The following is an 18,452-nucleotide window of genomic DNA, read 5'->3' on the forward strand; positions in this document are numbered from 1 at the left end:
GAGCGTCCTGCGCTGCCCCCGCCCCCCAGCACCCCTGCCACCCCCTGAGTGCGGCGCGCGCAAGCGCCCCTTAAGGACCTGCGGGGACCATCGGCGCGAAGACGAGGTCCGCCACTCCACGGGGGCCCGCAGACGCGAGGGGATGCCGCGGATGTCAGAGTCACGCTTCGCCACCTTCACCGAACTGCTCCGCGTGCGGGCGGCGGAACTCGCCGACGAGGATGTGCACATCTTCCTCCGCGACACCGCGGCCGGAACGGTGGCCGAACACCTCACCTACGGAGAGCTGGACCGGGAGGCGAGACGGATCGCCGCCTGCCTCCAGGAGTACGGGGTGAGCGAGCAGCCGGTGCTGCTCGTCTACTCCTCCACGGTCGAGTTCCTCAAGGCCTTCGCCGGCTGCCTCTACGCGGGCGCCGTCGCCGTCCCCGTGCCGCTGCCCGGCGAGGCCGGCCGCGACAAGCGGCTCAACCGCACCACCGCGGTCCTCCAGGACACCGGCGCGAAGGTCGTCCTCACCGAGACGGCCGTCGCCCCCGAGGTCGCCCTCTGGCTGGCCCGCAACTCCCGCCCGGACGCGGCCTGCGTGGTCAGCGACGTCCCCGGGATCGGCGACGCGGGCGCCTGGCGGCCCGTCACCGTGCGCCAGGACGACTACGCCTTCCTCCAGTACACCTCCGGCTCCGTCTCCGAACCGCGCGGCGTGACCGTCACCCACCGCAACCTGCTCGCCAACCAGGCCGCCCTGCAGAAGCTGCTCCGCACCACCCGCGAGGACCGCTTCGGCAGCTGGCTGCCCTACTTCCACGACATGGGCCTCGTCGCGCACCTCCTGCACCCCGTCTGGCTGGGCACCCACAGCGTCCAGGTCACCCCGCTCTCCTTCGTCAAGCGCCCGCTGCGCTGGCTCCAGGCCATCGACGAGTACGGCGTCACCGTCGGCGGCGGCCCCAACTTCTGCTACGACCTGTGCGTGCGCCGCGTCAAGGACGAGCAGATCGCCGCCCTGGACCTGTCCCGCTGGCGCCTGGCCCTCAACGGCGCCGAACCCGTCCGCCCCGAGAGCCTGGACGAGTTCGCCGAGCGGTTCGCCCCCGCCGGGTTCCGGCCCGAGGCGCTGCGCCCCTGCTACGGCCTGGCCGAGGCGACCCTCGTCGTCTCCGGCGGCACCCCCGGCACCCCCCACGTGCGCAAGGACTTCGACAAGAGCGCCCTGGAACGCGACCTGGTCGCCGGCGCCGACGACCACGAGCGCGTGCAGACGCTGGTCGGCTGCGGCAAACCGGTCGACATCGAGGTGCGCATCGTGGACCCCCTGACCCACCACGAGCTGCCGCCCGGCGCCGTCGGCGAGATCTGGCTGCGCGGCTACAGCGTGGCCCGCGGCTACTGGCAGCGGCCCACCGAGACCATCCGGACCTTCCGGGCCAGCCTCAACGACGAGGAGAGCGGCTTCCTGCGCACCGGCGACCTCGGCATGCTGGACGACGGCGAACTGTACGTCACCGGACGCCTCAAGGAAGTCATCATCATCAACGGCCGCAACGTCTACCCGCAGGACGTGGAATGGGCGGCCCGGACCGTGAGCCCCGCCCTGACCTTCGGCGTGGGCGCCGCCTTCTCCGTCGACGCCGGCCGCGAACACCTCGTCCTCATCCAGGAGGTGCGGGGCGCCGGCTCCGCCGAACTGCGCACCGTCGCGCAGAAGATCCAGGCGCTGATCGGCAAGGAGTTCGAGGTCCCGGCCGGCAACGTGCTGCTGGTCCGCCCCGGCGCCGTACGCCGCACCAGCAGCGGCAAGGTACAGCGCACCCTGATGCGCAAGCTCTTCCTCGACGGCCTGGTGCGCGGCGAGTACGAGGTCCTCACCCCGGACGTACGGGCGCTCGCCCGCGCCGACGACGTGCTGTTCGGCGAGGACCTGCTGCGGCCGGAAGGAGCCGACGGAGGCCGGCGTTGGTGACGTCGCTGCTGGGCGGCCCGGCGGTGGCGCAGGGCCGCGCGGCCCAGCAGCGGGAGCAGGCGGTGCGCGAGCGCGTCGCCCGGCTGGAGACGCTGTTCGGCGACCCCTCGGACCCGGCCAACCCCGTCGGCTACACGGCGCTGCTGGAAGCGGACCGGGCCGCCGTGCCCTTCGCCGCCGGCGAGGCGCTGCTGGACGGTTTCGGGATCGCCGACGAATACGTGCCGCGCTCCCTCGGCGGACGCCTCGACGGCATGGACGCCCTGGTCCGGATCATGCGCCCGGTGCTCCGCCGGGACGTGGGCCTGGCCATGGGCCACGGCATGACCACCTTCATGGCCGCCTCCGACGTGTGGGCCGCCGGGAGCTCCCGCCAGCGCCACCGGCTCGCCGCGCTGCTGCGCGGTGGCGGCAAGGCGGCCATCGCCCAGCACGAGACCGCGCACAGCAACGACTACGTCCGCAGCCAGGTCACCGCCCGCCGCGGCCCCCGCGGATACCTGATCAGCGGGGGCAAGCCGATGGTCAACAACCTGGAGCGGGCCGGCGCGCTGGTGCTGTTCTGCCGTACCGACCCGGCGCCCGGCAGCCGCAGCCACTCCGTGCTGCTGCTGGACCCCGAGCAGCTGACCGACCCCCGTACGGCCGTCGCCGCCCGCCGCACCAACGTGGGGCTGCGCGGCTGCCGCTGGGCCGGCGTCGAGTTCACCGACTGCCCGGTGCCCGAGTCGGCCCTGCTGGGCCCGGAGGGCAGCGGCATCGAGACGGCCCTGCGGTCCTTCCAGATCAGCCGTACGGTGATCTCCGCGACCGCCGTCGCGGCCCTCGACACGAGCCTGCGCACCGCCGTCCGCTTCGACCGGGAGAACTCCGGCGGCTGGCAGGGCCGCGGGCTCGACGGCAGGACCGGCGCGGCCCTGACCAACGCCTTCGTCAACCTGCTGCTGTACGACAGCCTCGCCGTCGTCGCCACCCGCGCCCTGCACCTGCTGCCCGCCGAGACCAGCGTCTACTCGGCGGCGCTCAAGTACCTGCTGCCCCGCGTGCTCACCGAGACCATGTACGACCTGTCGATCGTGCTCGGCTCCGGGTTCTACACCCGCGAGGGCACCCTCGGCATCTTCCAGAAACACGTACGGGACGTGCCGGTGCTCAGCCTCGGCCACGCCGGCACCGTCGCCTGCCAGGCCACCGTCATCCCGCAGATGCCGCGGCTGGCCCGCAGCTCGTGGTTCGTCGAGGACGAGGCGCCGGCCGGGCTGTTCCGGCTCCGCGGCGACCTGCCGCCGCTGCGCACCGACCGGCTGAGCCTGGCCTGCGGCCGGGACTCCCTCACCGCCTCGATGCTGGTGGCGGCCGCCGGGATCGAGGGCAGCGGCCCCGTCGAACGCGCACTGCGCACCCTCGCCGGGCAGCTCGTCGAGGAACTGCGCGACGTACGGGAACGGGTGCTGCGGCTGGAGGCGGCCGGCTCCGCGTCCTCGGCGCAGCCCGCCCGGTTCGCCCTGATGGACCGGTACGCGCTGCTGCTGGCGGCGGCCGCCGTGCTCGGGCTGTGGGACCAGGGCCGCTACGGCCCGGACCCGTTCCTCGCCGACCCGTCCTGGGCCGCGGCCGCGCTGCACCGCATCGCCCGGCGGCTGGGGACCCGGGTCGCGGACCTGCCGCCGGAGTGCGAGACGCGGATCCGGCACGAGGTGCAGCTCAGGTTCAGCACCCAGATCAGCTACGACCTCTACTCCACCCCGATCCCCGGCTGACCCCGGCGCACGCCGCACGGGCCGTACGCACTGAAGGAGACCACGATGACCGTTCCCACCACCCGGACCACCACCGCGGCCGGCGGCGTCCTGCCGCACGAGTGGCTGCTGGACCGGCTCTCGCTCTACCTGCGCCGCCCGCCCGAGAGCATCGACCCCGGTGTGCCGCTCGCCGAGTACGGCATGGACTCGGTGGCGGCGCTCAGCCTCTGCGGCGACCTGGAGGACGAGTTCGCCCTGGAGGCGGAACCCACCCTGCTGTGGGACCACCCGACCGTGACCGCCCTGGTCCGGTACCTGGAGCAGGCGCTCCCGGCCGCGGCCCCGGTCGCCGCCGGCCCGACCGCCACCGCCGCCGACGCCCTGTCCGCCGCTCCGGCGCCCGCGCGGGACCGGCGCTGATGGGGGACATCGCCATCGTCGGGATCGACTGCGCGTTCCCCGGGGCGGCGGGCGCGCAGGCGTACTGGGACCTGCTGATGCGCGGCGGGAGCGGCACCGGCCCGGTCCCCGCCCAGCGCTGGGCGGCCCGGGAGTTCCCCGCTGTCTGCGGCAGCGGCGGCTTCATCGACGACGCCGATGTCTTCGACAGCGACTTCTTCTCGATCGCCCCGCGCGAGGCCGCCGCCATGGACCCGCACCACCGGCTGCTGCTGCCCTGCGCCTGGCGGGCGCTGGAGGACTCCGGCCGCGCTCCCGGCGAACTCTCCGGCACCGAAACCGGGGTGTTCGTCGGGGTGATGGGCGGCGAGTGGGGCCGGCTCACCATGAGCGACCTCGCGCGCGTGACCCCGCTGCTGGGGGCGGGCAGCAGCGCCGGGATGGCGGCCAACCGGATCTCGTACCACTTCAACTTCACCGGGCCGAGCCTCGCCGTCGACACCGCCTGCTCGTCCTCGCTCGTCGCCGTCCACCTCGCGGCCGCCTCGCTGCTCACCGGGGAATGCGACACCGCCCTGGCCGGCGGGGTCAACGTCGTCCTGTCGCCCTCGCTGGGCCTGGTCTACGAACAGCTGGGCCTGGCCGCCGCCGACGGGCGCTGCAAGCCCTTCAGCGCGGACGCCGACGGCATCGGCCGCGGCGACGGCGTCGGCCTGGTGGTGCTGCGCCGGCTCGCCGACGCGCTCGCGGACGGCCAGCGCGTCTACGCGGTGCTGCGCGGCAGCGCCGTCAACCAGGACGGCCGGAGCAACGGGGTGGTCGCCCCCAACCGCTGGTCCCAGGAGCGGGTGCTGGGCTCCGCGTACCGGCGCGCCGGCACCAGCCCCGACCGGGTCGCGTTCGTCGAGGCCCACGGCACCGGGACCGTACTCGGCGACGCCATCGAGTGCGCGGCGCTCGGCGCGGTGCACGGCGTCCCGCGCGAGACGCCCTGCGCGGTCGGCTCCGTCAAGGGCAACCTCGGCCACACCGAGGGCGCCGCGGGCATCGCCGGGCTGATCAAGACCGCGCTGGCCCTGCACCACCGCATCGTGCCCGCCAGCCTCTTCGCCGACCGGGAGAACCCCCGGCTGCGGCTCGGGGAACGCGGCCTGCGGCTGCTCAAGTCCCCGATGCGGCTGCCGCGCGGGGAGAGCCTCGCCGGAGTCAGCAGCTTCGGCATGGGCGGTACGAACGCCCATGCCGTCCTGGCCACCGCGCCCCGCGCCCCGCGCCCCGCCGCGGCCCGTACCGCCCAGGGCGCCGCCGGGGTCTTCACCGTCAGCGCCGACACCCCCGAGGCCCTGCGCCGCAACCTCGCCGCGCACGCCGAAGCGGTGGCCCGGCGCCCGCGCGGGGGCGCGGCGGCCCTGTGCTGGAGCAGCAACCGGATCAAGACCGGGCTGCCGCACCGCTTCGCCGCCACCGTGCGCGACAGCGACGAGCTCGTGGCCGCGCTCCGCGAGGCGGCCGGCCGCCCCGACGCGGCCGGGGGCGCCGCCCGCCCCTGGGGCCGGCCGGTCGTGGCCTTCCTCTTCACCGGGCAGGGCACCGAGTACCCCGGGATGACGGCGGCGCTGCACCGCGAGTCCCCCGCCTACCGCCGCCACCTCGCGGAAGCGGACGAGGCGCTCGCAGGCCACCTGGGCGGCACCTCGGTGCGCGAGCTGATCCTCGGCGGCGACGAACGGGTCCACCGCTCGGAGTTCGCCCAGCCCGCCCTGTTCGCCGTCGGCTACGCCCTCGCCCGCACCCTCACCTCGCTCGGCATCACCCCCGCCGCCGTACTCGGCCACAGCCTGGGCGAGTACGCGGCGGCCGTCACCGCGGGCGCCCTCGAACTCGGCGAAGCCGCCCGGCTGGTGGTCCGGCGGGGCGCCCTGATGAGCGAACTGCCCCGGGGCGGCGGCATGACCGCCGTCGGCGCGGCCCCCGGCGAACTGGCGGACGTCCTCGCGCGGGAGCCCGGCGTGGTGAACGCCGCGCTGAACGGCCCCGCCGACACCGTGCTCTCCGGCCCGCTCGACGCCCTGGCCAGGATCGGCAAGGAACTCCGCCTGCGCGGCGTCCAGGTCAAGCCGCTGCCCGTCGCGCACGCCTTCCACTCGCCCCTGCTCGCCCCGGCCGCCGCCGACCTGCGGACGCTGCCGGTGCGCTGCGCGCCGCCCGCGCTGCCGCTGGCCTCGACCCGGCACGGCCGGATGCTGCGCCACGAACCCATGGACGCCGACTACTGGGCGGACCAGATCGAGGAGCCCGTGCTCATGGACACCGCGCTCAAGGCGCTCGTCTCGGACATCGCGCCGACCCACCTGATCGAGATCGGGCCGCGCAGCCAACTGCTGGAGATCGCCGCCCGGGGCGGGCGCGCCGCCGGTGCCGAGTTCCTGCACCCGGCCCCCGGCGCGGCCGCGACCGGCCGCGACCTCGCCGAGACCGTCGCCGCCCTGCACCGGTGCGGGCTGGACCCGCGGTGGGAGGAGCTGTACGCGCCCGAGCACCGCGCGGTCGAAGCCCTCACCCCGTACGTGTTCTCCCCCGACCACCGGTACTGGGACCGGCCGGCCCCGCACCCCGGACCGGCGCCCGCCGCCCCCGCGCCGGAGCCCGTACCGTCCGGCCCGCCGCCCTCCGGACCCGCCCGGGACGACGACCCGGTGCTGCTGGCCGTGGTGGCGGCCGTCAGCGAGGTGGGCGGCCACCCCAGCGAGCGCGTCGTGCGCGAGGCCCGCTTCCACGAGGACCTCGGCTTCGACTCCGTGATGATCATGCAGCTCAAGAACCGGGTCGAGGCCCGGCTGCCGCGCGTCGGCGAGGTCTCCGTACAGCAGATGCTGCCCGCGCTGCGCTCGGTCGGCTCGCTCGCCGCCTTCCTCGGCGACGTCATCACGGCGAGGTCGGCATGAGCCGGGCGGCGGAGCACGGCACCGTCTACCTGGCCGCGACCGGCACCGCGCTGCCCGGAGCCCCCGTCGACAACGCGGCCCTCGCCGCCCTGCTGGGCGTCAGCGAGGAGTGGATCGACCTGTTCGTCGGCACCCGCACCCGGCACTTCGGCTGGGACCCGGTCACCGGAGAGGTCCGCGGCACCCTCGCCGACCTGTGCGCCGAGGCCGGCGCGCAGGCGATGGACGGCTGCGGACTCGGCCCCGCCGACATCGAGTTCCTGATCCTCGCGACCGCCACCCCCGACACCCTGCTGCCGACCACCGCCAGCGAGGTCGCCGACCGGCTGGGCCTGGGGCACCTGCCGGTCTTCCAGATCCAGGCGGGCTGCTCGGGCGCGATCCAGGCCATCGACCTCGGCCGTACCCTCGTGCGCGGCGGACGCCGGGCCGGCCTGGTCATCGGCGGCGACGTCACCCACCGGTTCCTGTCGGCCACCCCCGAGGCCGCCGCCCGGATGCCGCGGGAAGCACTCGTCAACTACGTCCTGTTCGGGGACGGGGCGGGCGCCGCGGTCCTCACCGACGAACCCGAGGGCGAACGCGTCGCCCTGCGCGCGGTGCTCAACACCTGGACCGGCCAGGGGCGTCCCCCCGGCCAGCTGCTGGACTGGTACGGAACCACCGACCGCGGTTCCGGCCGGCGGATGATCGCCGAGGACTACAAGGCGATCGAGGAACACGTACCGGCGATCTCCGTCGAGATCCTCTGGGAGCTCCTCGGCGGAGTCGGCTGGAGCCTCGACGACATCGGCTTCCTGCTGCCGCCCCAGCTGTCCGAGCGGATGACCGCGCGGATCGTGGAGCGGCTGCCGGCCGGCTCCGCCCGGGAGATCTCCTGCGTCTCCCGGACCGGCAACACGGGCAACGCCCTGCCGTTCCACCAACTGGACCTCCTCCTGCCCCAGTTCAACCCCGGATCGCGCGCGCTGGCCCTCTGCGTGGAATCCAGCCGCTGGTTCCGCGCCGGGCTCGCCCTGGAGAAGGTGTGAGGCACCCATGACGAACGCACTGGCCCGGCTGCGCGAACTGCGCGAGCGGGGACTCCTGGAGAAGGCCTACGACCAGGTGCCGGCCCTGCTCGCGGAGGCCGCCGACAGCGGCGAGTCCGACGGTCCTGCACTGGAGCAGGCCGGCCGGCTGCTCGCCCGGCTCGACCCCGACGCCGTACTGGCCCACCACCCGCACACCCCCGTCGTCACGGTGGCCGTCACCGGCCAGTCCACCGTCGGCCACGTCATCGACCCGCTCACCGGCGAACTGGCCCGCCACGGACTGCTGCTGCGTCCGGTCCGGGGCGAGTACGGAACGTACCTGCGCGACCTCACCGACCCCCGCGGCCCGCTGCGCACCCCGGCCCCCGACCTCACCCTGTGCCTGCTCGACGCCGAGACCCTGTTCGCGCAGGTCCCCGCAGTGTGGCGGCCCGAGGACGTGGCGGCGGCCGGGGAGGAGGCGCTGTCCCGGTGCGCGGCGCTCGCCGACGCCGTCCCCGGCACCCTCGTGCTCAACACGCTCCCGCTGCCGCGCTCCTACAGCCACCAGCTGGTCGACCACCGCTCCCGGGCCCGGCTCGGCGCGATCTGGCGGGAGTTCAACGCCCGCCTGCTGCGCCTGACCGAATCCGCCGCCCGGCTGGTGGTGATCGACCTGGAACCCCTCGTCGGCGCGGGCGGCCCCGTCACCGACCCGCGCCTGGACCGCTACGGCAAGGTACGGCTCGGCGCGGGCCTGCTCGCCGCCTACGCCCGCGAAGTCGCCCACCTGGCGCGCGCCGAGCGCGGACTCGTCCGCAAGTGCCTGGTGCTCGACCTCGACCACACCCTGTGGGACGGGGTGCTCGGCGAGGACGGCCCCGACGGCATCGCCGCGGCCGGCACCCTGCGCGGCGAGGCCTTCGGGGCCTTCCAGCGGTGCGTGCGCCAGCTCGCCGCCCAAGGCGTGCTCCTCGCGGTCAGCAGCAAGAACGACGAGGACCTGGTCCGGCAGACGCTGCGCGACCACCCCGACCTGACGCTGCGCGAGGGGGACTTCACCCTGGTGCACGCCAACTGGCGGCCCAAGGACGGCAACCTGCACGACATCGCACGGCAGCTGGACCTGGGCCCCGACGCCCTGGTCTTCGCCGACGACTCACCGGCCGAGCGGGCCCGGGTGCGTCACGGCGCGCCCGAGGTGGCCGTCGTCGCGCTCGATGACGAACCGGCGCTGCACGTGACCCGGCTGCTCGCCGACGGCTGGTTCGACACCCCGCGGCTCACCGACGAGGACCGGGCCAGGACCGGCGAGTACCGGCGCCAACGCGAACGCCGGGCCCTGCGTCACGCCGGGGGCTCGCACGAGGAGTTCCTGCGGGCCTTGGAGGTCACCCTCGACCTGGGGCCGCCCCGCCGCCACGAGTTCGCGCGCCTGTCCCAGCTGAGCCTGCGCACCAACCAGTTCAACCTCACCGGCGGCGGCCACTCGGAGGCCGAGCTGGCCGCCCTGGCGGCCGATCCGGACCGGCTGCTGCTCGCGGCCCGCACCGCCGACCGGTTCGGCGCCAACGGCCTGGTCGCCGCGGTGCTGGGGACCTTCGCGGACGGCGCGCTGTACCTGGACGGCATGTGGCTCAGCTGCCGGGTGCTCGGCCGCGACATCGAACGGGCGGTACTCGCCGTACTGCTGGCCCAGGCCCGCGACCTCGGGCTGTCCGCCGTGACCGCCCGCTACGTACCCACCGCGCGCAACCACCGCGTCCGCGACTTCTATCCCTCCTGCGGGTTCACGGAGCGGCCCGCTCCACCGGAACACGAGGACGTGCCGGTGGAGTTCCACCATGATCTGACGCGGGTGCCGGACGTCCCGGGGCACGTGCGCGTCACCGCGACCCCGGGGAGAAGGCCGGCGGATGAGGCTCGATAACGTCGACGTGTTCCTCCGGACGGTCCGCGACGATCTCGGCCTGGACCTCCCCGGCCCGGCGGGCGCGGACACCGCACTGGTGGACCTGCCCGGCTGGGATTCGCTGAACCTGCTCCGGCTCGTGGCGCTCCTGGAGGAGTCCGGCCACCGCGTCCCGGTGCACCGCCTGCTGGAGGCGCAGAGCCTGCGCGACATCCACACCCTCGTGAAGGAGTACCGCCGATGACCGCCCCGGGCAGTCCCACGCTCGGCCCCCCGCTCGGCGAGCCCGTCGCGGTCGCTCCCGGGGGCGCCTCATGGGACCGGGTCCGGGAGGACCTCGCCACCCACGGAACGGCCCTGGTCTACGCGTGGCTCGACGACCTGGAGCCGGGCCTGCCGTCCGGCGACGGGCTGCGCGAGCTGCTCGGCCGGGACTGGACGCGCTTCCTCGACCTGACGCACGCCGACGTGCGCAACCGCTACATCGCCTCCCGGATGCTCCTCAAGCACGCCGCCGGCGCGGTGCTCGCCAGCGATCCCGCCGACCTGGAACTGGCCTACGGGCCGACCGGCCGCCCGTACCTGCGGGGCTGCGACCAGATCGACATCAGCCTCAGCCACACCGAGGACCTGCTGCTCGTCGGCCTGACCACCTGCGGCCTGATCGGCGTCGACGCGGAGCGGGCCGACCGGGAGATGTACGGCGGCGGCCTCGGCCGCCACATCTGCACGCCCTACGAGTCGGTGCTCCTGTCGGGCATGCCGGAGGCCGAGCGCAACGGCGCGCTGGTGCGGCTGTGGACGCTGAAGGAGGCGTACAGCAAGGCGATCGGGCAGGGCATGCAGTTCCGGTTCACGGAGTTCGGCTTCGGGCCGGACGGCAGGCCGGTGCGCGTCCAGCGGCCGGACGGCACGGCGGGCACCGGGGACGAGTGGATCTTCCGTACGTTCCCGCTCGACGGCGGGTACGTCGTCAGCGCCGCCGTGTACGACGCGGGCTTCGGCCGGCTCCAGGACGCCCACGTCACGACGATGCTCGACCAGGACTGCGTGGACGCCATCACGGAGGCGCTCGACGAGGACACGGGCTGGTGAGCGCCGCGGCCGGGGCGCTGCGCGCCCCGGCGCGCGCCGGGTCAGCCGGGGGAGGGCGCCGACTCGCCGGAGAGCAGCTCCTGGCGCGCCGCGTTGTAGCCGGCCTGGAAGCGGCTCGTCGCCTCCAGTTCCTCGGTGATGTCGGCGATGTGGCGGCGGCAGGTGCGCACCGACATGCCGAGCCGGCGGGCGACCATCTCGTCCTTGTAGCCCTTGGCCATCAGCCGGATGATCGACCACCTCAGCTCGTCGGAGGAGGCGGTGGACCGCTGCGACTCCACCACGTAGGCCGACGCGCCGTCCCACAGGTACTCGAAGACGGAGCACAGGAACGCCACGAGCGTCGGCTCGCGGACGATCGCCGCGCCGGGGGCGCAGCCCGCGGAGGAACGTTCAGGCAGGAAGGCGACCTCACGGTCGTAGATGATCAGCCGGTCGATCACTTCGTCGGCGGTACGGATCTCGGCGCCGTGCCGGGTGACGTCGCGGACGTACGAGCGGGTGGGCAGGTCGTTGCGCGCCGTGTGCTGGTAGATCGTCCGGATGCGGACACCGCGGGCCAGGGTGGACAGCGCCGACTCCCGGGCCTGGTCGAGGAGGTCGGCCGGCCGCGCGCCGCCGGGCTGGACGGTGAGCAGTTCGCTCTTGCAGTTCTGGCTGAGGTGGTCGAGCATCGCCTGGATCCGCGAGACGTCCGTGATGATGTCGAAGGCTTCGAGCCGGTTGCGCAGTCTGCGCCCCTCGAAGTACAGGGGGGTCAGGGACAGCAGTTTGGCGCGTACGTCGGTGACCGCCTGCTGGAGGTCGCGGATCTGCCGTTCGGCCGGCGCCACCAGAGAGGCGGCCGCCACATCGGGGGTCACGGGGGTCAGTTCGGCGGGGTTGCCGGGCATCGACTGCAACAGGCGTACGCCGCGGAGCACCTGCTCCACGCGGGCGATCTCCTCGGGCGTCAGGGACAGCTGCTCGGCGACCTGCTCGCGGACGAAGCGCCCGGACTCGACGGCCAGCCCGTACGCGGTGGCGCTGACGTCGTCCAGCTCTGCGAAGCCTGATTCCGGTGCCTCCCCTGTGAACATCTCAGCCCCCACTGATCGATGTAATTGCTGCCACGTAACTTTACGCCAGCGTGGGCCTCTTGGCGCGAATGATCGATGTCGAGCACTCTATTCGCATCACCCGGGGTCACCAAAGCCGGAAAATTCGGACAGGTGCGGGTGTCGGAACCTGATCTTCAACTGGGGGAAGGCGTGAGGGTAATTTCCGGCAAATTCTCTGCGATCTGCTTGACCGTACTCACCGGTATAGTCCTGACCGTCATGGGGGCGCAGTTCATGTCCGGGGCCGTCGTGGCGAACGCGTTAAGCCTGTCGGTCACCATCGGGGGGAACGGCAGCCTCCTCGGCGCCCCGCAGGTACCCGAGGACGACCGCTGGGGGTAGGGGTGACCCCGCCACGCCGCCGGCGACCCGGTCAGCAAGCGCTCCCCGCAGGGCAGAGGCGGGGGGCGCTTCGTCGTTCCGGGGCGCCCGCGGGGACGGGCCGGGTGGCCGGCACCGCGATCGCGCTGAGCAGCACCCCGTCCACCGCCGACCAGCGGCCGCTGAACGCGTGCGGCCCGGCCGTCGAAAGGGTCGAGGGGTCCGGCAGCAGCCGCGCCCGGAAGGTCTCCTCGGCGGCGTCGATGCTGACCAGCGCGTCGGTGAAGTCGAGTTCCTGCCCGGTCAGCGGGAACCACGTCTTGTAGACGGCCTCCTTGATGCTGAACAGCAGCCGGTCCCACGAGACCTCCGGCATGGACCGCGCCAGCTCCCGGGTCCAGCGCAGTTCCCGGGGCAGCGCGATCGACTCCAGCACCCCGGCCGGCAGGGCCGTGTTCGTCTCCGCGTCGATGCCCACCGCCGCGAACTGCGACGAGCGGGCGAGGGCTACCCCGCGGAACCCCGCGCAGTGCGTCATGGACCCGACGACCGAGGGCGCCCACTGCGGGGCGCCGCGCCGGCCCGGCACCACCGGAGCCGGCGGCAGTCCGAGCGAGTCCATCGCCCGTCGGGCGCACCAGCGGACCGTGCCGAACTCCAGCTTGCGCTTCGGTACGGCGTTGCGGATGAGGCTCTCCTCCTCCGGGTAGAGGAAGACCCCGTCCGGATCGGCGGTGGCCTCGGCGGTGGCGACGTTCGCCGGCAGGAGCTTCGTAAGCACGGCATTTCCTCTGGTCGCGGGGTCGGTGCCGGGCCGGGTGCGGCCTGACCACCCCACGCTCGCGCCGTCCCGCCGCCAGGGCCAGGAAACCGGGCGCCACCCGTACCGACCGGGCGCCGCGAAGCCGCCCGGGCGCCAGTCCGCTGCCATCCGCGCACCCGGGCCGGCGCCGACTGCCCCGACGCTGGCACGGCCGGTACGGGCATTGCCATCCCCCTGTCATAGCGCGGCGCGGCTGCCCCGGCGGCAATTCAGGGGCCCGGCAGGGGTGTCCGGCGGGCGGAACGCCGGCCAAACTCACGGAATGCCGCACGGAAACCTCATGGGCATCAGCGACCTCCATGTCGCATTCCCGGAGAACCGCAGGATCGTCGAGGAGCTGTATCCGCAGAGCCCCGCCGATTGGATCGTCATCGCCGGCGACGTCGGAGAGTCGCCCGAAGACCTGCGGTGGGTGCTCGAACGGCTCACCAGGCGATACGCCACGGTGATCTGGGCCCCCGGGAATCACGATCTGTGGACCCTGCGCGACGACCCCGACGGCCCGCGCGGCGAGGCCCGCTACCGGCTGCTCGTCGACATCTGCCGCTCGTTCGGCGTGCACACCCCCGAGGACCCCTACCCCGTGTGGTCCGGACCCGGCGGCCCCCTCGTCGTTGCCCCGCTCTTCCTGCTGTACGACTACTCCTTCCGCACCCCCTCGGCGGCCACCCGGGAGCAGGCCCTCGAAGAGGCGTACGCGGCAGGGGTGGTGTGCAGCGACGAGTTCCTGCTGCACCCGGACCCCCACCCCTCCCGCGAGGCCTGGTGCCGGGCCCGGGTCGTGCACACCGAACAGCGGCTCGCCGCCTGCGACCCCGAGTTGCGCACGGTGCTCGTCAACCACTTCCCCCTCGTCCGCAACCCCACCCGGATCCTGCGCCATCCCGAATTCGCCCAGTGGTGCGGCACCGAGCTGACCGCCGACTGGCACGTGCGCTTCCGGGCTGCCGCCGTGGTCTACGGCCACCTGCACATCCCGCGCACCACGTGGTACGACGGAGTGCGCTTCGAAGAGGTGTCCGTCGGATATCCGCGCGAGTGGCGTTCCCCCGGCCACCCGCGCAACGTCCCCCGCCGCATCTTCCCCGCCGCCGGCCGCGGGGATTGATGCCTGGCAGCTTCCGGACACCGTGAGCGGCCGAATGCAGCCCTACACTGAGGCCTGAATTACCGCTCAAGCATTGTTCGATCATTCCTGTACCCGCATTCGTCCATTTCATCGGACGCGCGGACCGGGGACACTGGGGGACTCTTATGGTGTTGTTCCGCCGTGCCGAGGAACTATCCCTTGCCCATGCGCAGATCGACGGCTGCGCGGAAGGAAACGCCGGATTACTGCTCATCGAATCGGCCGTCGGCTGCGGGAAAAGCGAATTCCTCGAAATCGTCGCCGGACAAGCCCGCGCCCGCGGCTGCCACGTACTGCGCGCCATGGGCACGGCGGCCGAAAAGGCCGAACCGCTGGGCGTACTACGCCAGTTGGCCGCCGATGCCCCGGCCGGGGCGCTGCCCCACCCGCCGCAGGCATCCGGCGCGGGCCGGGTCGAGGCCATGCAGGCCTTCGCCCTCGCCGTCCGCGAACTCAGCGCCACCGCACCCGTGGTGATCTGCGTCGACGATCTCCACCACGTCGACGAACTCTCCAGCCGCCACCTGCTGCACCTCGCCCGCGGCAGCCGCCAGGCCCGGATCCTGCTGGTGTTCACCGAGTCCCTCCACGAACGCGGCGACGACCCGCTGCTGCGCACCGAACTGCTCCGGCTGCCCCACTTCGTCCGGCTCCGGCTCGACCGCCTGAGCCCCGAAGCGGTCCGCGCGATGCTCCCCGGCCGCACCGAGGCGGAGACCGGCCGGCTGCACCAGGCCAGCGGCGGCAACCCGCTGCTGCTGCGCGCCCTGCTCCAGGACCCCGCGGCCCGGCCCGGTGAGGCCTACGCCCAGGCCGTGCTGGCCTGCCTGCACCGCTGCGGGCCCGCCACCACCGAACTGGCCGAGGCGATCGCGGTACTCGACGCGCTGGCGAGCCCCGCCCACGCCGCCCGGCTGAGCGGAACCACCGAAGCCGCCGCCGCCCGGGCCGCCGCGGCCCTCGCCGCCGCCGGCCTGCTCGACGGCCCCGGCTTCCGCCCCCCGGCCCGCGCCGCCGTGCTGGACCGCATGGACCCGGCGGCCCGCACGGGCCTGCACCGCCGGGCCGCCCTGCTGGCCCGCGCCGCGGGAGCGCCCGACACCGAGGTGGGCCGCCAGCTCCTCGCCGCCCGGCACACCGCCGAGGAATGGGCGCTGCCCGTACTGCGCTCCGCCGCCGACCAGTGCCTGGCCGACGGCGCCCCCGAGCGGGCCGCCGACCTCCTGCGACTCGCCCACGAAGCGTGCCCGGACGAGGCCCGGCGCGCCGACATCGGCATCAGGCTCGCCGCCGTGGCGGCGCGCACCGACCCGGCCGCCGCCGAGCGCCACCTCCTGGAGCCCCTGGCCGCCCTCGCCGAAGGCCGGCTCGAACCGCGCGCCTTCGGCCCGCTCGCCCGGGTCCTGGCCGCCCAGGGCCGCATCGACGAGTCCGCCGACGTACTGGAACGGCTGGCCGCGGCCGACGTACGGCGCCCCGGCGCGGATCGCGGGCCCGCCGAGGTCCCCGGCGACGACCCGCTGGACGGCCTCTCGGCCTTCCCCCAATGGGCCGCCTGCGACCGCACCGGCGCCGTCGACCGGACCGGCCCGCTCACCGGCCGTCCGGTGCGCACCGCGGCCCACCCGGCGGCCATGTGGGCCCTGCCCGTCGAGCCGGAGGAAGCCACCGCCGCCCACGCCGCCGAACTCTTCCTGCGCGGCGCGACCCTCGCCGAGGGCACGGTCGAACCCGTCGTACAGGCCCTGCGCACCCTCCTCTACCTGCACGGCGCCGCCCGCGCACTGCCCTGGTGCGAGAGCTTCGCCCGGCAGGCCCGGCAGCGGGGCGCGACCGGCTGGCAGGCCGTGTTCGCCGGGCTGCTCGCCGAGGCGCGGCTGCGCCTCGGCGACCTGACCGGCGCCGCCGAAACCGCCGGAGCAGCCCTGCGCGCCGTCCCCGGGCGCGGCGGCAGCGCCCTGCTCAGCGGCGTCGCCGGCACCCTGGTGCGGGCGTACACCGCCATGGGCCGCCCCGAGGAGGCGGCGGCCGTCCTGAGCCGGCCGGTCCCCGACCGGCCGGCCGGCAGCGTGCACGGCCTGAACTACCTGCGCGCCCGCGGCCGGCACGCCCTGGCCACCAGCCGCTTCCACGCCGCCCTGGGCGACTTCCTCGACATCGGCCGCCACATGAAGCGCTGGGGCCTGGACCGGCCCCGGGTGCTGCCCTGGCGGGCCGACGCGGCGGAGGCCCTGATCCGGCTCGGCCAGGTGCACCAGGCCGAACGGTTCCTCGCGGACCAGCTCACCACCCGCGACGCCGGCGACCCCTGGGTGCGCGGCATCACCCTGCGGCTGCGGGCCTCGCTGCGCGACCCGAAGGAACGCCAGGCGATGCTGGCCAAGGCCGTCGACGAACTGCACCGCTCGGGCGACCAGTACGAACTGGCCCGGGCCATGACCGACTTCGGGCAGGTCCTGCGGGAACTGGGCGAACCGGCCCGCGCCGCCATGGTCAACCGGCGGGCCTGGCACGTCGCGAAGGAGTGCGGCGCCGAAGCGCTGTGCGTGCAGATCCTGCCCGGCCACACCGGCGACAGCCCCGGCCCCGGGGAGGGCGCCGACGGCCCGGACGCCGACCTCGTGGCCAGCCTGAGCGACTCGGAGAAGCGGGTGGCCCTGCTCGCGGTGCACGGCCACACCAACCGGGAGATCGCGCAGAAGCTCTACATCACCGTCAGCACGGTGGAGCAGCACCTCACCCGCGTCTACCGCAAGCTGGAGATCCCCGGCCGCCAGGCGCTGCCCGTCGACTTTCACCTGGGGGTCACGGAGTTGGTCTGAGCCGGAGGCGACCGGACGACGGCAGGGGCGAGGACGCGAGGTGGCGGGGGTATGGCAAGCTCATGGCAAGCCCGCCCCCGGTCCGCCCCCTTGTGGCAGACAACTGGCGGACCGGGCCCCCACCTCCCCCCGGTCCGCCCTCTGTAGCGTTCCTCGATGGTCCACTCAAGCGGTGTCGGGGAGAGTCGTTCATGAGGCCGTAGCCCACCAGGGAGGGCACCATGACGACACCGACGGACCACCAGCCGTGGCGTACGCGGACACCCGCACAGGTCCGCGACGCGATGCTCGACCGGGTCGAGGAGCGACTCGCCCGGCTGCTCGCCGAAGAGCACCGGGCGCGGCGCACCTGCGATCCGCGCAGCGCCGTACTGGTGGCGGGCGTCGCCGAACTCGTCCAGGCCGGCGCCGAGCGGGCGCACCCCGTCATCTGCCTCACCGGGTACCTCGCCGCGGGCGGTGACCCGGACGGCGATGACGCCGTCGCGGCGGCCGCCGCGCTGGAACTGCTCGACACCTGCCTGATGATCCGCGAGGACGTAAGGGACAACGCCCCGTTGCGCCGCGGCATCCCCACCCTGCACATCAGCCACGCCGCCGAGCACGAGCGCAACGGCTGGCGCGGCGAGCCCCGCCGGTTCGGGGAGGGCACCGCCGTACTCGCCGGGGACCTGGCCCTCGCCTACGGCGACCGGCTCGCGGTCCGGCTCCCGTACGAGGCCTGGCGGTGGTGGGACGATCTGCGCACCGAACGGGCCATCGGCGCGCACGTCGAGGCCGCCGCGGCGACCGAGTACCTCGACGACGCCTGGCCCGGCCAGTGCGTCTCCGGCTGCGGCAGCGGCTGCGGCGCCGGCTGGTACGGCCTGCGCCACGCGCTGCTGATCGGCGCTGCGCTCGCGGGCCGCGAGGACCTGCGCGAGGCCTACGAGGAGTACGCCCGCGCCCTGCACGGGGCCTGGCGGATCCGCGGCTTCCTGCGCGGCGGCCCCGGCTTCGGCGGCGACGCCCAGTTCCTGCGCGAGGTGTTCTTCGACGAACGGGCGCGCGCCCGGGCCGAGGAGACCATCGCCGAACTCCTGGAGCGCGCCGACGCGGCGGCGGCCGCCGCCCCCCTCACCCCGCACTGGCGCACCGAACTCTCCGCCTTCGCCCGGCGGGTGGCCGGCTGCGAGCACTGAGTCCCGG

Annotated in this window: 14 protein-coding genes; 12 read left to right on the forward strand and 2 right to left on the reverse strand. The window is 74.4% G+C overall.

Features of this window, described 5'->3' with window-relative positions; translation table 11 throughout:
* Positions 1–151: 151 nt before the first annotated feature.
* From ACZ4M3_RS00050 to ACZ4M3_RS00085, 8 genes are read left to right on the forward strand one after another with little or no spacing between them, the layout of a single operon-like run.
* Positions 152–1,963 (forward strand): fatty acyl-AMP ligase, encoded by a 1,812-nt coding sequence (locus ACZ4M3_RS00050; RefSeq protein ID WP_467728675.1) that lies wholly within the window; start codon positions 152–154, stop codon positions 1,961–1,963.
* Entirely contained in the window at positions 1,960–3,723 is a 1,764-nt protein-coding gene (locus ACZ4M3_RS00055; RefSeq protein ID WP_467728677.1) for an acyl-CoA dehydrogenase, read from the forward strand. The genes ACZ4M3_RS00050 and ACZ4M3_RS00055 overlap by 4 nt, the downstream gene beginning before the upstream one ends.
* 45 nt (positions 3,724–3,768) lie before the next feature.
* Entirely contained in the window at positions 3,769–4,125 is a 357-nt protein-coding gene (locus ACZ4M3_RS00060) for an acyl carrier protein (protein WP_467728679.1), read from the forward strand.
* Positions 4,125–7,049: a type I polyketide synthase gene (locus ACZ4M3_RS00065; protein WP_467728680.1), complete on the forward strand. Its 2,925-nt coding sequence runs from the start codon at positions 4,125–4,127 to the stop codon at positions 7,047–7,049. The genes ACZ4M3_RS00060 and ACZ4M3_RS00065 overlap by 1 nt, the downstream gene beginning before the upstream one ends.
* The gene (locus tag ACZ4M3_RS00070; RefSeq protein WP_467728681.1) at positions 7,046–8,080 is read left to right on the forward strand and encodes a 3-oxoacyl-ACP synthase III family protein; all 1,035 of its coding nucleotides are present in this window, start codon (positions 7,046–7,048) and stop codon (positions 8,078–8,080) included. The genes ACZ4M3_RS00065 and ACZ4M3_RS00070 overlap by 4 nt, the downstream gene beginning before the upstream one ends.
* A 7-nt stretch (positions 8,081–8,087) precedes the next feature.
* The gene (locus ACZ4M3_RS00075; protein ID WP_467728682.1) at positions 8,088–9,992 is read left to right on the forward strand and encodes an HAD-IIIC family phosphatase; all 1,905 of its coding nucleotides are present in this window, start codon (positions 8,088–8,090) and stop codon (positions 9,990–9,992) included.
* The gene (locus ACZ4M3_RS00080; RefSeq protein ID WP_467728684.1) at positions 9,979–10,218 is read left to right on the forward strand and encodes a phosphopantetheine-binding protein; all 240 of its coding nucleotides are present in this window, start codon (positions 9,979–9,981) and stop codon (positions 10,216–10,218) included. The genes ACZ4M3_RS00075 and ACZ4M3_RS00080 overlap by 14 nt, the downstream gene beginning before the upstream one ends.
* The gene (locus tag ACZ4M3_RS00085; RefSeq protein ID WP_467728686.1) at positions 10,215–11,069 is read left to right on the forward strand and encodes a 4'-phosphopantetheinyl transferase family protein; all 855 of its coding nucleotides are present in this window, start codon (positions 10,215–10,217) and stop codon (positions 11,067–11,069) included. The genes ACZ4M3_RS00080 and ACZ4M3_RS00085 overlap by 4 nt, the downstream gene beginning before the upstream one ends.
* Positions 11,070–11,110: 41 nt before the next feature.
* On the opposite strand, the gene ACZ4M3_RS00090 is transcribed toward ACZ4M3_RS00085, so the two are convergent.
* A complete protein-coding gene (locus ACZ4M3_RS00090; RefSeq protein WP_467728688.1) occupies positions 11,111–12,148 on the reverse strand; it encodes a LuxR C-terminal-related transcriptional regulator in 1,038 nt (345 codons plus the stop codon).
* Between the two features lie 240 nt (positions 12,149–12,388).
* Between ACZ4M3_RS00090 and ACZ4M3_RS00095 the strand changes: the two genes are divergently transcribed.
* The gene (locus ACZ4M3_RS00095) at positions 12,389–12,511 is read left to right on the forward strand and encodes a hypothetical protein (protein ID WP_467728690.1); all 123 of its coding nucleotides are present in this window, start codon (positions 12,389–12,391) and stop codon (positions 12,509–12,511) included.
* A 31-nt stretch (positions 12,512–12,542) separates the two neighbouring features.
* Here ACZ4M3_RS00095 and ACZ4M3_RS00100 read toward each other — a convergent pair whose 3' ends face one another.
* Positions 12,543–13,271: a 4'-phosphopantetheinyl transferase family protein gene (locus ACZ4M3_RS00100; RefSeq protein WP_467728691.1), complete on the reverse strand. Its 729-nt coding sequence runs from the start codon at positions 13,269–13,271 to the stop codon at positions 12,543–12,545.
* A gap of 322 nt (positions 13,272–13,593) precedes the next feature.
* Here ACZ4M3_RS00100 and ACZ4M3_RS00105 point away from each other — a divergent pair, with 322 nt between their 5' ends.
* From ACZ4M3_RS00105 to ACZ4M3_RS00115, 3 genes are all read left to right on the forward strand, one after another.
* Positions 13,594–14,421, forward strand: coding sequence for a metallophosphoesterase family protein (locus tag ACZ4M3_RS00105; protein ID WP_467730072.1), 828 nt, complete (start codon positions 13,594–13,596; stop codon positions 14,419–14,421).
* 152 nt (positions 14,422–14,573) lie between these two features.
* Positions 14,574–17,264 (forward strand): helix-turn-helix transcriptional regulator, encoded by a 2,691-nt coding sequence (locus ACZ4M3_RS00110; protein ID WP_467728693.1) that lies wholly within the window; start codon positions 14,574–14,576, stop codon positions 17,262–17,264.
* 221 nt (positions 17,265–17,485) lie between these two features.
* On the forward strand, positions 17,486–18,445 hold the full coding sequence (locus ACZ4M3_RS00115; protein ID WP_467728695.1) for a polyprenyl synthetase family protein: 960 nt from the start codon (positions 17,486–17,488) through the stop codon (positions 18,443–18,445).
* The last annotated feature ends 7 nt before the right edge of the window (positions 18,446–18,452 follow it).

The sequence above is a fragment of the Streptomyces sp. NPDC026522 genome, from assembly GCF_055567555.1.